The sequence below is a fragment of the Jannaschia aquimarina genome, assembly GCF_000877395.1.
GTDB classification, from domain to species: Bacteria; Pseudomonadota; Alphaproteobacteria; order Rhodobacterales; family Rhodobacteraceae; genus Jannaschia; species Jannaschia aquimarina.
The window spans coordinates 25760-39851 of the sequence record NZ_JYFE01000016.1 but is presented as its reverse complement, the minus strand read 5'-3'; the positions used below and the strand labels follow the sequence as shown (position 1 = coordinate 39851).

The window sequence follows — 14092 nt, the reverse complement described above, 5'->3', positions numbered from 1 at the left end:
ATGGACCTCGCTACGATCATCCAGATCCTCGACAGCGCGATGCGCCTTGCGACCCCGCTGCTTCTGGCCTGCCTCGCCGGGCTCTTCAGCGAGCGGGCGGGCATCTTCGACATCGGGCTGGAAGGCAAGATGCTGGCGGCCGCCTTTTTGTCCGCATCGGTGGCATTCGCGACGAATTCGGCATGGCTGGGTCTTTGCGCCGGTATGGCCGCATCGCTCATCCTGGCCACGATCCACGGCGTCGCCTCGATCACGTTCCGCGGCAATCAGCTCATCTCCGGCGTCGCGATCAACTTCCTCGCCTCTGGCCTTACGGTGGTGATCGGCGAAGCGTGGTTCGGTCTGGGCGGGCGGACCCCCGCCCTCGCCGGGCCCGCCCGGTTCCAGGAAATCGACCTGCCCTTCGCGGACGCGCTGCAGGGAATTCCGGTCCTCGGGCCGATCTATCACGATCTCCTCTCAGGCCATTCGGTCCTCGTCTACATGGGCCTCGCCGCCGTGCCGCTGACCTGGTGGATCCTCTTCCGCACGCGCTTTGGGCTGCGCTTGCGCGCGGTGGGCGAAAACCCGGCCGCCGTGGATACCGCCGGCGTCAGTGTCGTCGGCCTGCGCTTCGCCGCCGTGATGATCTGCGGCCTGCTCTGCGGACTTGCCGGTGCGCATCTGGCGACCGCGCTGGGTGCGGGTTTCGTCAAGGAGATGTCGGCGGGCCGCGGCTTCATCGCGCTGGCCGCCCTGATCTTCGCCAAGTGGCGGCCGTGGTACGCGCTGGGCGCCTGCCTGCTGTTCGGCCTGCTGGAGGCGCTGGGCAACCGCTACCAGAACATCGACATCGCCGGCATCGACGTGCCGACGCAGTTCATGCAGGCCCTGCCCTATATCCTGACGGTCGTGATCCTTGCAGGTTTCGTGGGAAAGGCGATCCCGCCCCGTGCCGGTGGTGAGCCCTACGTCAAGGAGCGGTGAGGCCAGATCGACACAAGGCATCGGTCCACCAGACCGGAAATGAGTTCGATCGGAGGCTCGGCGCGACTGACATTTGACAGGGCGCCGCGTCCGCGCGATGGGGCATCATAGCCTCGAAAGGGCCGCGGTGCAGATCTATCTTCCCATCGCCGAAGTCTCCGTGAACGCCTTCCTGCTGCTGGGCCTCGGCGGTGTGGTGGGTATCCTGTCGGGCATGTTCGGCGTGGGCGGCGGATTTCTGATGACACCGCTTCTGTTCATGATCGGCATTCCGCCCGCGGTCGCGGTCGCGACCGAGGCGAACCAGATCGTCGCCTCCAGCTTCTCCGGCGTCCTTGCCCATGTAAGACGGAAGACGGTCGATTTCCGAATGGGCCTCGTGCTGCTGGCAGGCGGTCTGGTGGGCGCAGCGCTCGGGGTCCAGGTCTTCAACATCCTGAGGGAGCTGGGTCAGGTCGATCTGCTCGTGCGCCTGTGCTACGTCGTCTTTCTCGGCGTGATCGGCAGCCTGATGTTCGTCGAAAGCCTGAACGCCATCCGCAAGGCACGCCGCAAGGGCCCGGTCCAGCGCATCGTGCGGCGGCAGCGCGGCTGGGTCCACGCCCTTCCGATGAAGATGAAGTTCCGCACCTCGGGTCTTTATATCAGTGCGATCCCGCCTTTCGTCGTCGGCCTGATCGTCGGAGTTCTGGCCGCGGTGATGGGCGTGGGCGGTGGATTCATCATGGTCCCGGCGATGATCTACATCCTGGGGATGCCCACGAAGGTCGTCGTGGGGACGTCGCTCTTCCAGATCATCTTCGTGACGGCCTTCGCGACGCTGCTGCATGCGACGACGAACTACACCGTCGACATGCTGCTGGCGGTTCTGCTGCTGGTGGGCGGGGTCGTGGGCGCCCAGATCGGGACGCAGATCGGCACTCGTCTCAAGGCGGAGCAACTCCGCATCCTTCTGGCAGTCATGGTGCTCGCGGTCTGTGGCAAGCTCGCCTCGGACCTCTTGATCGAACCTGCGGAGCTCTACTCCATCGGCGCGGGAGCGGGGCATTGATCCGCCTGGCGCTCTTCCTGTGGCTTGCCGCCCTGCCCGCCGCGGCCGAAGAGGTCATAGCGGCGCTGAGCCAGGATCGGGTCTCGATCTCGACCTCGTTCGACGGCTCCGAGATCCTGGTCTTCGGTGCCGTCAAGCGAACCGAGCCGATCCCCCGAGGGCAGCCGCTCCAAGTCATCGTTACGATCGCCGGGCCCGCCGAACCCGTCACGGTCCGCCGCAAGGATCGCCGCTTCGGCATCTGGATCAACACCGAAGCCGTCGAGGTCGACAGCGCGCCCAGCTTCTACGCCGTGGCCACGACCGCACCCCTATCCGAGGCTCTGACCCGCACGGAAGACCAGCGCTGGCGCATCTCGCCGCGCCGGGTGGTGCGCGCGGTTGACGTGGCCGGTATGAGCGATCACGCCCCTGATTTCCTCACGGCACTCATTCGCGTGCGGCAGGCCAATGGCAGCTACGTCATCGCCGAGGAGGAGGTGATCCTTCGCGACGACACCCTGTTCTCGACGGAGATCGACCTGCCGGCCAACCTGACCGAGGGGAATTACGACACCCGCATCTTTCTCACGCGCGACGGCCAGGTCATCGACAGCTTCGCAACGTCGATCTTCGTACGAAAGGTCGGGCTGGAACGGTGGATCTACAATCTGGCCCACGAGCAACCGCTCATCTACGGATTGCTGTCCCTCGCCATAGCGATCGCCGCCGGGTGGGGCGCATCCGCCGTGTTCCAGCTTGTCCGGCGCTAGCTCTCTGCTTCCGGGGCCTGCAACGTCAGCGGCGCGGGCACGGTGTCCAGATCGTCGGTCCCGAGCGGCGCCTTCGGCAGCGCCAGCGCGGCACGCCGCACCCAGACAAGCCGCGTCACGGCGCGCGTGATCGCGACATAGGCGAGACGCTTCCAGAGCGGCTGGCCCGCCTCGCTGCGCCCCATCCTGTTGGCGACCTCCAGATCCGGGGCGAAGACCTGAACCTCGTCCCACTGACTGCCCTGGGCCTTGTGGATCGTCACGGCGGCCCCGTGCAGGAAGGCCGCCCCCATCCGGGCCGCGAAAGGCAGGAACGGCTCTTCGGTATCGGGATCCTCGATCTTGACGATGGACGAGACGCTGACCAGCGGATCGGGCGCCCCCAGGACGTGTAGCCGAGAGAAGCCCGGTTTCTTGCCCGGTCCCAGATAGACCACCTGCGCCCCCTTGATCAGGCCGCGCGCCTCGAGGTCGATGCGGCGCTTGCGGTGCTTCAGCGGCAATTCCAGCCCATCGCAGATCAGCGGCTCACCCGGCAGGAGATGGGTATTGTCCGCCCCGTGCGCCTGCCGGAAAGCGCGGATCAGCTTCACCCGCGTCGCGTTGCGCCAGACCAGAACGGGCGAGCGCGCCATCAGGTCGCTGTCCACCCGGCTGGCAACGACCACACGGTCGTCGCGCTGCGCCGCCTCTTCGACCATCTGCTCGAAGCGCCAGAAGTCGATCTGGTCGTCCCCCAGAGCGTGCGCCAGGTCCAGGATCGGGCTGTCCGCCTCTTGCCGATGAATGCGGCTGAGATGCTTGTGGTCGTCGCCCTCGAACCGGTCGAAGACCATCCGTCCCGACTGATTGACAGGCGCAAGCTGTGCCGGATCGCCGAACAGAACCAGCGTCGGAAAGATCTCGCGCAGGTCTTCGTATTGCTTGTCGTCCAGCATCGACGCCTCGTCGACGAAGCCGATATCCAGCGGACTGTCCCGGCGCTTCCACCCCGTGATGAAATCCGATCCCCGCAATCCGGCGGCCGCCAGCGCGCCGGGAACGGACGAGGTCTCGTCGTAGACACGCTTGGCACGGTCCAGCGCCTCGTCGGTCAGCCCCTCGACCGAGGGGCGGTCCCGGTCGCCCGCCAGCCACTCGGCGATCTTCTCGTATTCCGGGTCATAGACGGGCGTGTAGATGATCCGGTGGATCGTCGTGGCGGGGACGCCCCGCGCGCGCAGGACGCTGGCGGCCTTGTTGGTCGGCGCGAGCACGGCTAGCGTGCGGCGATCGCGCTTCTTCCGCTCGTAGTCGCCTGAAACGACATCGAGGCCAGCGTCGCGAAGCGCCCCGACGAGCCCGGCCAGCAGAAGCGTCTTTCCCGATCCCGCCTTGCCCGTCACGCCGAGGACGCGCGTCTCGTCATCCTCCCGCATCGCGGCCCAGCCTTCGGTCAGGTCAACGCCTGAGTCGGACAGGATTTCCGCGATGCGGTCCCAGGCCTCGGCCTGGTCTTCGGACAGTTCGGGAAGCGACATGCGCCCCTTGTGGCGCGCGCCGTCTCAGGTGGGAAGGGGCAGATGGCCCAGATCGGCCTCGAACCAGTCACGCGCACGCTGAGGCGAGACCCCGGTGGCATGGCACAGCCGATCATGGATCGCGGGATCGAACGTCCAGCGCCCTGCCGCGATCCCGGCGGCCTGACCCAGGACTTCCGGTTCCCAGCCAAGGCGGCGGTAGACGCGCGGCATCGCGCCATCGAACACGCCCAGCGCATGGGTAAGTCCCATGGAAAGCCCAAGCTGCGACGCGGCCAGCAGCAGGAGCCGCGCCGTCCCCAAAGGCGAACGAGGCGCGAGGCAGAAGCGCGTCGCTTCCCAGACATCCCGATCATGGATCCGGGGCGCCAGATGCGGAAACACCTCGGCGAGCATGTGCGGGCCCGTGGTCGGAAGAAACCGAAGCGATCCGAGATGGGCCCCGGACCGATCCGTCGCGATGACATAAAGCGGATCGCAGACATCGTACTGATCCGTTTCCCAGCCGAGGGCGTCGACCTGCACGTCCCAGCCAAGCCGATCGCGGAACTGGGCCGCGCGATCGCGGAACATCCCCGCGGCAAGATCGGGGGCACGTTCGAGGTCGGTTGCGTAGAGGTAGCGCAGCATCGGCGGAAACTCCTTCCAGTCGGATGACCGGAGGAGGTGCCGCTGAGCGGGTTAAGAGATCCTCACCGCTCGCTGCCGGAAAGATCCCGCAACAGGGGTGATCGGACCGGCATTCACAGGCAGATCAGGCCGAGGCTCATCGCATGGGCGACGGCGTGGAGCGTATTGCGTGCGCCCAGCTTGTTGCGCGCACTCTCCACATAGACACGGAAGGTGTGCTCGGAAATCGCGAGCCTCTCCGCCGCCTGGGCACGGCCCAGGCCCTTCGCCAGAAGTGTGAGCGCATCCGTCTCGCGTGGCGACAGCGTGCGGAGCTTGGCGACGGGCTCGGCCTCCATCTCCTGCGCGCGCGAGTCGATGTAATGCGCGGCGAGGATCATCTCGTCGACCCGGGCATCGGTGAACCTGGACCGGAGCCCGTCGGACATCCGGTCGTTCACGCTGAAGAGGGCATATCGTCCGCTCGGCCCACGAACTCCCAGACTGCATCCCTGGCTCCCCAGGCCCGATGCGGTGGCCGAGCCCAGCAGTTCCCGCGCCGGCCGCGCGCTCCAGTCGAGCGCCTTCCAGTCGACGGGCGTCGGCCGCGAGAAGCACGCCGCGACCACCGGGTCGATCGATTTGAAATCCTCTTTGACGTAGGCGTCGACCCACTCCTTCGGATAGGTCAATGCCCCCCATTGTTCGCCCCCCGAGCGGACGCAATGGTAGACCACGTGTTCGACGTCATAGGTGTCCCGCAGACCTGCGACGGCTCGCGCGAGGTCGTCGTGATCCTGCGCCTCAGATAGCCGTTCGCAAAGCTCCCCAAGCCTGAGTTCTGTTTGCACCATTCCCCTCCGCCGCACTGGCGTCGCCATCCTGGGCGATCTCTACCGATGCGACGGCCAGCGCCTCGTCCATATGCTCGGCGAGGGCGGGCAGATTGTTGTCGGCCGAGAATGCGCGCAGGTCGCGTAGCACGTCGATGATCCAGTCCTTCGACATCCGAGAGTTCCTCTGCGGTGGTTAAGAAAGCCTTAAGCCCGACCTTAGAAGACGCGCGATCAGGGCGATATTCGCGAAAAAAGCCTCCCCCAAAATGGGGAGGCTCGTAAGCGTAAGCATCTGATTCCGGTCCAAGACCAGAACAGAATAAGAACGACTCAGCGGCGGCCCGCTTCGACGACATCCTCAACCGTGCGCAGGCCGGTGGTCGGCGCCTGGACCAGCACCGACATGTTGCCGGGCAGATGCTCGTTGCGGCGCATCTTCATGTGGGCCTCGGGCAATTGCTCCCACGGGAAGCATTCGGACATACACGGATCGAGGCGCTGCTCGACCATGAGCTGGTTCGCCGCGCTGGCCTGCTTGAGATGCGCGAAATGGCTGCCCTGAAGGCGCTTCTGGTGCATCCACATGTAGCGGACGTCGAAGGTCAGGTTGTAGCCCGTCGTGCCCGCACAGATCACGACCATGCCGCCCTTCTTGCAGACGAAGGTCGAGACCGGGAAGGTCGCCTCGCCGGGATGTTCGAACACCATGTCGACATTCACACCCTTGCCGGTAATGTCCCAGATGGCCTTGCCGAACTTCCGGGCTTCCTTGAACCACTCGTTGTATTCGGGCGTGTTCACCTTCGGGAGCTGACCCCAGCACGTGAAGTCGTTGCGGTTGATGACGCCTTTCGCGCCGAGGCCCATGACGAAATCGCGCTTGCTCTCGTCCGAGATGACGCCGATCGCATTGGCGCCCGCCGTGTTGATGAGCTGGATCGCATAGGAGCCGAGGCCGCCGGACGCCCCCCAGACCAGCACGTTCTGACCGGGCTTCAGATCGTGGGGCTCATGTCCGAAGAGCATCCGGTAGGCGGTGGCCAGCGTCAGCGTGTAGCAGGCCGACTCCTCCCAGGTCAGGTGCTTTGGACGCGGCATGAGCTGCTGGGCCTGAACGGCGGTGAACTGGGCGAAGCTGCCGTCGGGCGTCTCGTAACCCCAGATGCGCTGGCTGGGCGAATACATCGGATCGCCGCCGTTGCAATGTTCGTCGTCGCCGTCGTCCTGATTGCAGTGGATCACGACCTCGTCGCCGACCTTCCAGCGCTTGACCTTGTCACCCACGGCCCAGACCACGCCAGATGCGTCGGAGCCGGCGATGTGATAGGGCGCGCCATGGCCGTCGAAGGGGCTGATCGGCACACCGAGCGACGCCCAGACACCGTTGTAGTTCACCCCGGCCGCCATCACGAGCACCAGCACATCGTGGCTGTCGAGCTTAGGGATATCAACGACTTCCTGCTGCATGGCGGTGTCTGGCTCGCCATGTCGCTCGCGCCGGATGGTCCAGGCATACATCTGCTTGGGGATGTGCCCGAGCGGGGGCATCTCGCCCATCTCGTATAGCTCTTTCACGGGGGCGTCCTCGAGGACGGGATGCTTCGTATCCAAGGCCATTCTCCACCTCCTGCGGTTCATGCTGCGTCGCAGGATGAACCTGCTGCGTCGGCGAAGAACTAACAGGCCCCGGGCAATATTCCAACCTCAAATAACCGCTAGGCGTAATTTTGTTTCTCACTGCTTCGCTGCAATGGCAGCGTACGGGCGTAAAATGCCAGAATCTCGCGGGCGTCGTCGTCGACTTCGACGTTTTCGCCGTCGAACTCCACGAAACCGCGGGACTCGAGAAGGCGAATCGCCGTCTCGGCGATGGCGGCGGTGGGGCGGTTCGGATGGTGGACGGGGTGCATCGTGTCCTTGAGCGCCGCTTCGCGCAATTCCAGATGAGATGCGATGGCGGGCAGGTCTCGGGCGCCGCCGATCAGCGCTTCGGCCACGAGCGGCGTCGGGAGAACGGGGAGGACTTCGGCGATGCGCTCCATCAACGCCTCGGCCACGGCGGCGGCGGGGTCCGGGCGCTCCTCCTGCAGGAAATCGTGAAGCGAGAGGGGCCGTCCATAGGTCACGGCGGCGTAGCCGAACCGCGCGAAGCGACCCGTCATCCGAACCCGGAGGTGATCGAGGAAGTAGAGCGCGACGGCGATCCAGCTCAGCTGCGCGGCGCCGGGTTTCAGCCGATCGGCGAGGAGGCTGCGATCCTCGAGGACGCGTTCGTAATTCAGCGCGACGGGCACGAAGACCACATCGCGCCCCGCGGGATCGTAGCCATCGAGGATGTAGCTGAGGATGCCCAGCTTGGGCGGTTGCAACGCGCCGTCACGTGAAAGCCGGCCTTCCGGAAAGACGGCCTGGGTCACGCCCGCGCGCGTGGCGATCTGCACGTAGCGGGACAAAACCTTCCGGTACAATGGGTTGAGGTCCCGCCTGCGTACGAAATAGCCGCCCATCGCGCGGATCAGGGGCCGGAGGGGCCAGCGCCGCGCCCATTCGCCGACAGCGTAAGCCAGCGAGGTTTGTTGCGCCATCAGCCACGTGACCAGCACGTAGTCCATATTCGAGCGGTGGTTCATCACGAAGACCGTCGTGACGTCCGGCCCGATCACCGAGGCGGCCCGATCCGCACCCGACACACGCACACGGTAGAGCCCTTGGCTGAGCCATCTCGCGGCCCAGGTCGCCAGGCCGAAATAGAGGCGGGCCGAAAAGCTGGGCACGATCTCCCGGGCGTAGCGGCCGGCTTTCTCGAAGGCGACCTGTTCGGGAATGTCCCGCTCGGCCGCGTGGTCCGCGATGGCTTGGGCCACTTCGGGATCGTGGACCAGCCGCATAATCGTGTCCTTGCGAGCGGCCAGCTTGAAGGGCTGGATCGGTTCCTTGAGGCGGGTATTCAACCGCGCGACCAGCCGTTCCGCCCGCTTGCGAAAGAACCAGCGCACCGACGGAAACAGGAAATGCGACGCGAACGTCACCGCGGCGAACGCACAGAGCAGGAGCAGGGTCCAGAGGGGAAGCTCTACGGTCTGGAACATGCCTCTCCGGCGGTCAAAACTCGGTTAACAACGCGTACACCCCCTGTGCACCCCCTGTGCACCCCCCGTCTGCACAAATGGCAGACTCCGGGCATTTCGGCGCGCCGCAGCGCAGCGAATTGACATGGGCAGGAAATTTCCGATATGGCGGTCTTTGAGTAATTTTCTTGCGGAGACCGTCGCCATGTCGCAGAAGGACCGTCCCTGGCTGTTCCGGACCTATGCGGGCCATTCGACTGCCGCCAAGTCCAACGCGCTGTACCGCACGAACCTGTCCAAGGGTCAGACCGGCCTGTCGGTCGCCTTCGACCTGCCGACGCAGACGGGCTACGATTCCGATCACATCCTGGCACGCGGAGAGGTGGGCAAGGTCGGCGTCCCGGTCAGCCATCTGGGCGACATGCGCACGCTGTTCCAGGACATCCCGCTGGACCAGATGAACACGTCGATGACGATCAACGCCACGGCCCCCTGGCTGCTGGCGCTGTATGTCGCCGTGGCCGAGGAGCAGGGCGCCGATATCGCCGGCCTTCAGGGGACGGTCCAGAACGATCTGGTGAAGGAATATCTGAGCCGGGGCACCTACGTCCTGCCCCCGCGCCCATCGATGAAGCTGATCGGGGACGTGGCCGAATGGTGCGCAGGGCACGCGCCCAAATGGAACCCGATGAACGTCTGCTCCTACCACCTGCAGGAAGCCGGCGCGACGCCCGAGCAGGAACTGGCCTTCGCCCTGGCGACCGCGCAGGCCGTGCTGGACGAGTTGCGGCCCCGTGTCGACCCGGCGGATTTCCCGCGCATGGTCGGGCGCATCAGCTTCTTCGTGAATGCGGGCATCCGGTTCGTCACCGAGATGTGCAAGATGCGCGCCTTCACCGAGCTTTGGGACGAGATCTGCCGCGAACGCTACGGCGTCGAGGACCCGAAGTTCCGCCGTTTCCGTTATGGCGTGCAGGTCAACAGCCTCGGCCTGACCGAACAGCAGCCCGAGAACAACGTCTATCGCATCCTGCTGGAGATGCTGGCGGTGACGCTGTCCAAGGGCGCCCGGGCGCGCGCCGTTCAATTGCCCGCCTGGAATGAGGCGTTGGGCTTGCCGCGCCCGTGGGACCAGCAATGGTCGCTTCGCATGCAGCAGGTGCTGGCCTACGAAACCGACCTTCTGGAATACGGCGATCTCTTCGACGGCTCTCCGGTGGTGGCGGCCAAGGTCGACGAATTGAAGGACCGCGCCCGCGAGGAACTGGCCGCCATCGAAGGGATGGGCGGCGCGGTGGATGCGATCGAATACATGAAGTCCCGTCTGGTCGAGGCCAATTCGGACCGTCTGGGCGCCATCGAGCGCGGCGAGACGGTCGTGGTCGGCGTGAACCGCTGGGAGGAGGGCGAACCCTCGCCGCTGGTCGGCTCGGATGGCGGCATCATGGTCGTGGATCCAGGCGTGGAGGCGGACCAGATCGACCGGCTCCAGGCCTGGCGCGCCGCGCGGGACCCGGCAGCCGTTGAGGAGGCGCTGTCGGATCTGTCCCACGCGGCGCGAGAGGGCGGCAACGTGATGCCCGCCTCGATCGCCGCTGCGAAGGCGGGCGTGACCACCGGCGAATGGGCGGGCGTCATGCGCTCGGTCCACGGGGAGTATCGGGGGCCCACCGGGGTCTCGGCCTCGCCCTCGAACCGGACCGAGGGGCTGGAGCCCCTCCGCGACGCGGTGGATGCGGCGAGCGACCGGCTGGGGCGCCGTCTGACCTTCCTGATGGGCAAGCCGGGCCTGGACGGCCATTCCAACGGGGCCGAGCAGATCGCCGTGCGCGCGCGCGATTGCGGGATGCAGGTGAGCTATGCCGGGATCCGCCTGACACCCGAGGCCATCGTGGACGCGGCGCGCGAGGACGGGGCCCATGTGGTGGGCCTGTCGATCCTGTCGGGCAGCCACCTGCCGCTGGTCGAGGATGTCATGGCCCGGCTGCGTGCCGAGGGGCTGGACCTGCCCGTCGTGGTCGGCGGGATCATCCCCGACGAAGACGCCGACCGGCTGCGCGGAATGGGCGTCGCCCGGGTCTATACACCGAAGGATTTCGAATTGAATCGGATCATGGGCGATCTGGTCGAATTGGCAGCACCGCCGGAATTGGCCGCCGAGTAGACCGAATAGATAGGTTGCGCGATTGAGCGTCCGAACGTAATGGCGAATTACCAAAGCCATTGCGAAGGGAAGAGTCGTGGCAAAGATCGACAAGATGAACAGGGATGAACTGGAAAAGGCGAAGGCCGAAGCGGAGGCGCAATTGAAAGCGATCGCGAAGGCCCAGGCCGATTACGACGGGCGCCGCATCAAGGAATTGCGCGCCGAGGTCGAGGCGATGCTGGCCAAGGAAGGCTATACGCTCGACGATCTGACGGGTGGCAAATCGGGCAAGCGGAACACCGCCGGTCGCGCGAAATTGCCTGCGAAATACCGCCACCCCGAGAATGCCGCGATGACCTGGTCCGGCCGGGGCCGTCAGCCGCAATGGTACAAGGATCACATCGAAAACGGCGGCAAGGCCGAGGATCTGGCGATCTAGCTTTCTCGCCGAACCGGGATTAGGGGCGTCGGGGACGCCCCTTTTTCTTTCGGAGAGACCATGACCCCCCATATCCGCGCCGCCAAGGGAGAGATCGCCGAGACCGTCCTGATGCCGGGGGACCCCCTGCGCGCGAAATGGGCCGCCGAAACGTTTCTCGAAAGCCCGCGCCTGGTGAACGACGTCCGGGGAATGCTGGGCTTTACCGGGATGTGGAACGGCAACGAAGTGACGATCCACGGTTCGGGAATGGGGATGCCGAGCCTGTCGATCTATGCCAACGAACTGATCTCGCAATACGGCGCGAAGACGTTGATCCGCATCGGCTCTTGCGGGGCGATGCAGAAGGACGTGGCGATCCGCGACGTGATCCTCGCCATGACCGCCTCCACGATCTCGACGCCTTCGCGGGGGATCCTCCGGGAGTTGAACTACGCCCCCTGCGCCGATTGGACCCTGCTGAAGGCGGCAGAGGCTGCGGCGCTGGCCAAGGCGTCGAACGTTCATGTCGGCGGCATCTATTCGTCGGACGTCTTCTACGACGAGCGGCCGGACCTGACAGAGCAGATGACGCGCCATGGCGTGCTCGCCGTCGAGATGGAGGCGGCCGAGCTTTATACTCTGGCGGCCCGCCACGATTGCCGCGCGCTGGCGGTGCTGACGGTCAGCGACCACCTGCTGACCCACGAGGCCCTGCCGTCCGAGGATCGCCAGTCGAGCTTCGGGGACATGGTCGAGATCGCGCTGGAGGCGGCCTTCGCCTGAGCGTCGCCCGCTCCGGCCCCTCGCCGGCGGCGCAGGTGGCGAACGAGCCGGGGCTCTGCCCCGGACCCCGGAGTATTTGAGCCGAGAAGAAGCAGGAACGCATTAAAGTAAACGGCGTGTGGGCGTGCCTCGAAAAGGGGCCTGCATCGACGGCACGCATGGGCGGGTCCGCCCATGGCGGGACGAATGCCGGATACGGAACGGGCCGCCCGGGACGCATCCGCGGCTCGGGTCTTCTTCTCGGTGGAAATACTCCGGGGGGAGCGCAGCGGGGGGCAGCGCCCCCCTCCCCCCTTGGATCTGGACGGATCGGCGCCCTCCCTGCTTCACCCGGACGGGGGTGGAGCGGTCGGGGCGGGCGGCGGCGCGGTCGAGGCGTCAGGACGCGCGGGCGGACCGCTGGTGAACGAGAAGCGGCCCGGGCCGCCTTCGCCGTACCAGTTCTCGTTCCGCGTCGCGATCATCGTCAATGCAAGCGCGCCGAAGGCCAGCGTGGCCCCGGCCAGAAGCGCCAGATCCGTCGACTGAAGGATCATGTAGAGCACCGTATAGACGACGGCGAGCGCCGCCCCGAGGACCAGGGTCCGACGCCCCAGTCCCAAGGCGATCCAGCCGAACATCGTCAGCAGCGCCGTGGTCGCCCCGGCGGATAGCAGGTAGGCGGGCAGGAAGCCGATCTGTTCGGCATAGGCGACCATCAGCAACACGAAGATCGCCTGGACGAGACCGATCAGGACGTATTGGACCGGATGGGTGGGGGCGCCACGACGCTCGATCAGCAGGATCGTCAGAAAGGTCAGCGCGACGAAGAGGACGCCATAACGCGCGGCGCGAAACGCCTTTTGATAGAAGTCGTTGACGCGCACGAATTCCGTGCCGAACGAGAAGGCCCTTGCCTCGGTGAAGCTCCCGCGGGAGGTCTGAGGCAGGTTCCGCGCCAGATGAGGGATGGTCCAGCTTGCCTCGTATCCGTTCTCGGTCACCTCGCGGGCGTCGGGAAGGAAAGCGCCGGTGAAAGAGGGGGCGGCCCTGTCTCCACTCATGCGGACCGCGCTGTCGCGGCCCACCGGCGAGACAAGGAGGCGCTGTGCTCCGTTCAGCGTGAACGTGGCGTCGATCTCGAAGGGGTCTTCGGAGAGAGGAAAGCCCGCCTCGATCCCGGCTCCGCGCGGGGCCTGGGAGATGGCGGCGGTGGACGCGCCCCCTTCGGCGGCCATCGCCTCGACATCCGCGGCGGCCGCCGCGACCTCGCGCCGGGCGCCGCCGAAGGCCGCGACGATGCCGCTGCCTGTCCCGGTGGCGAACGGCTCCAGTTCGAGGGGGCCGTCCGGCCCCTCGATCCGCGTCTCACCGCGAAGCCCGGAATTGGAACTCAGCCCCATGCGCAGGACGGCTTCGTCCCAGATCGGCCGTTCGCCCGCATCGAGGGCGCCCTGGATGCGCGAGGGGTCGAACCGCGCATTCAGCGAAATGTCGGCCGTGTAGACGGGAACGTCGAAGATGCCCCGGCTGCGGATATCCGTCCGGGTCGACATCGCGACATCGAGCGTCTCGGGCAGGATGACGACCGGCTCCACGCGGCCACGCTCCCGGATGGTGACGGTCTCGAATGTCACCACGCCGTCCGCATCCGGGCGTTCGCGGCGCGCTTTGCGGGTGACGTCGCCTTCGACCGGGACCACGAGAGCAGATCCGGTGAGGATCTGTTCGCCACCCCATTCGCGACCGACGTCGTTACGGGTCCGGTCGGCCAGTCGCGAGCGGTCTTCGATCACCGCCGCGGCAAGAAAGAGCGGGATGATCATCAGGAGCGTCAGAAAGCCGACGCTCAGATAGCGATATCCGGTGGACAGCATGGGCTGGCTCCGTTGTGAACAGCGTTTGCCCGAGCCCAGGCGATCCCCCTATGACAGCGGAAAGGCGATCACGACCGTTTCCCG

The 14092-nt window shown here is 66.1% G+C and carries 13 protein-coding genes; 6 read left to right on the top strand and 7 right to left on the bottom strand.

Going from position 1 to position 14092, the window contains the following annotated elements; all coding sequences use genetic code 11:
• From jaqu_RS02720 to jaqu_RS02710, 3 genes are all read left to right on the top strand, one after another.
• Complete coding sequence (locus jaqu_RS02720; RefSeq protein ID WP_043917404.1) at positions 1-966, top strand: ABC transporter permease; 966 nt, start codon at positions 1-3, stop codon at positions 964-966.
• A gap of 127 nt (positions 967-1093) precedes the next feature.
• Positions 1094-2017, top strand: coding sequence for a sulfite exporter TauE/SafE family protein (locus jaqu_RS02715; RefSeq protein WP_043917473.1), 924 nt, complete (start codon positions 1094-1096; stop codon positions 2015-2017).
• Positions 2014-2769: a TIGR02186 family protein gene (locus jaqu_RS02710; RefSeq protein WP_043917403.1), complete on the top strand. Its 756-nt coding sequence runs from the start codon at positions 2014-2016 to the stop codon at positions 2767-2769. Before jaqu_RS02715 ends, jaqu_RS02710 begins: the two co-directional genes overlap by 4 nt.
• Here the strand turns inward: jaqu_RS02710 and jaqu_RS02705 are convergent.
• The 6 genes from jaqu_RS02705 to jaqu_RS02680 form a co-directional block, all read right to left on the bottom strand.
• A complete protein-coding gene (locus jaqu_RS02705; protein ID WP_043917402.1) occupies positions 2766-4289 on the bottom strand; it encodes an AAA family ATPase in 1524 nt (507 codons plus the stop codon). The genes jaqu_RS02710 and jaqu_RS02705 overlap by 4 nt on opposite strands.
• Positions 4290-4313: 24 nt before the next feature.
• Positions 4314-4919 (bottom strand): acyl-homoserine-lactone synthase, encoded by a 606-nt coding sequence (locus jaqu_RS02700; protein WP_043917401.1) that lies wholly within the window; start codon positions 4917-4919, stop codon positions 4314-4316.
• Between the two features lie 113 nt (positions 4920-5032).
• Entirely contained in the window at positions 5033-5749 is a 717-nt protein-coding gene (locus jaqu_RS02695) for a helix-turn-helix transcriptional regulator (RefSeq protein ID WP_236687738.1), read from the bottom strand.
• Positions 5703-5906 carry a hypothetical protein gene (locus jaqu_RS21830; RefSeq protein ID WP_043917399.1) on the bottom strand — a complete coding sequence of 68 codons (204 nt, stop codon included), beginning with the start codon at positions 5904-5906 and terminating at the stop codon, positions 5703-5705. Before jaqu_RS21830 ends, jaqu_RS02695 begins: the two co-directional genes overlap by 47 nt.
• Before the next feature lie 158 nt (positions 5907-6064).
• The gene (gene ccrA / locus jaqu_RS02685; RefSeq protein ID WP_043917398.1) at positions 6065-7351 is read right to left on the bottom strand and encodes a crotonyl-CoA carboxylase/reductase; all 1287 of its coding nucleotides are present in this window, start codon (positions 7349-7351) and stop codon (positions 6065-6067) included.
• Positions 7352-7449: 98 nt separating this feature from the next.
• Positions 7450-8823, bottom strand: coding sequence for a 1-acyl-sn-glycerol-3-phosphate acyltransferase (locus jaqu_RS02680; RefSeq protein WP_043917397.1), 1374 nt, complete (start codon positions 8821-8823; stop codon positions 7450-7452).
• Between the two features lie 124 nt (positions 8824-8947).
• Between jaqu_RS02680 and jaqu_RS02675 the strand changes: the two genes are divergently transcribed.
• The 3 genes from jaqu_RS02675 to deoD all read left to right on the top strand — a co-directional run bounded on the left by jaqu_RS02675 (position 8948) and on the right by deoD (position 12152).
• The gene (locus jaqu_RS02675; RefSeq protein ID WP_084629309.1) at positions 8948-10966 is read left to right on the top strand and encodes a methylmalonyl-CoA mutase family protein; all 2019 of its coding nucleotides are present in this window, start codon (positions 8948-8950) and stop codon (positions 10964-10966) included.
• Positions 10967-11042: 76 nt separating this feature from the next.
• Positions 11043-11387 carry an H-NS histone family protein gene (locus jaqu_RS02670; RefSeq protein ID WP_236687737.1) on the top strand — a complete coding sequence of 115 codons (345 nt, stop codon included), beginning with the start codon at positions 11043-11045 and terminating at the stop codon, positions 11385-11387.
• Positions 11388-11447: 60 nt separating this feature from the next.
• Complete coding sequence (deoD, locus tag jaqu_RS02665) at positions 11448-12152, top strand: purine-nucleoside phosphorylase (protein WP_043917395.1); 705 nt, start codon at positions 11448-11450, stop codon at positions 12150-12152.
• Positions 12153-12478: 326 nt separating this feature from the next.
• Here the strand turns inward: deoD and creD are convergent, their stop codons facing one another.
• On the bottom strand, positions 12479-14008 hold the full coding sequence (creD, locus tag jaqu_RS02660; RefSeq protein ID WP_052500734.1) for a cell envelope integrity protein CreD: 1530 nt from the start codon (positions 14006-14008) through the stop codon (positions 12479-12481).
• Positions 14009-14092: the final 84 nt, after the last annotated feature.

Excerpts from the sequence above, each read along its gene's own strand:
- jaqu_RS02720 (WP_043917404.1), top strand. The coding sequence starts at position 1 with ATGGACCTCGCTACGATCATCCAGATCCTCGACAGCGCGATGCGCCTT.
- jaqu_RS02705 (WP_043917402.1), bottom strand. The coding sequence starts at position 4,289 with ATGTCGCTTCCCGAACTGTCCGAAGACCAGGCCGAGGCCTGGGACCGC.
- jaqu_RS02700 (WP_043917401.1), bottom strand. The coding sequence starts at position 4,919 with ATGCTGCGCTACCTCTACGCAACCGACCTCGAACGTGCCCCCGATCTT.
- jaqu_RS21830 (WP_043917399.1), bottom strand. The coding sequence starts at position 5,906 with ATGTCGAAGGACTGGATCATCGACGTGCTACGCGACCTGCGCGCATTC.
- ccrA (WP_043917398.1), bottom strand. The coding sequence starts at position 7,351 with ATGGCCTTGGATACGAAGCATCCCGTCCTCGAGGACGCCCCCGTGAAA.
- jaqu_RS02680 (WP_043917397.1), bottom strand. The coding sequence starts at position 8,823 with ATGTTCCAGACCGTAGAGCTTCCCCTCTGGACCCTGCTCCTGCTCTGT.
- jaqu_RS02675 (WP_084629309.1), top strand. The coding sequence starts at position 8,948 with ATGGGCAGGAAATTTCCGATATGGCGGTCTTTGAGTAATTTTCTTGCG.
- deoD (WP_043917395.1), top strand. The coding sequence starts at position 11,448 with ATGACCCCCCATATCCGCGCCGCCAAGGGAGAGATCGCCGAGACCGTC.
- creD (WP_052500734.1), bottom strand. The coding sequence starts at position 14,008 with ATGCTGTCCACCGGATATCGCTATCTGAGCGTCGGCTTTCTGACGCTC.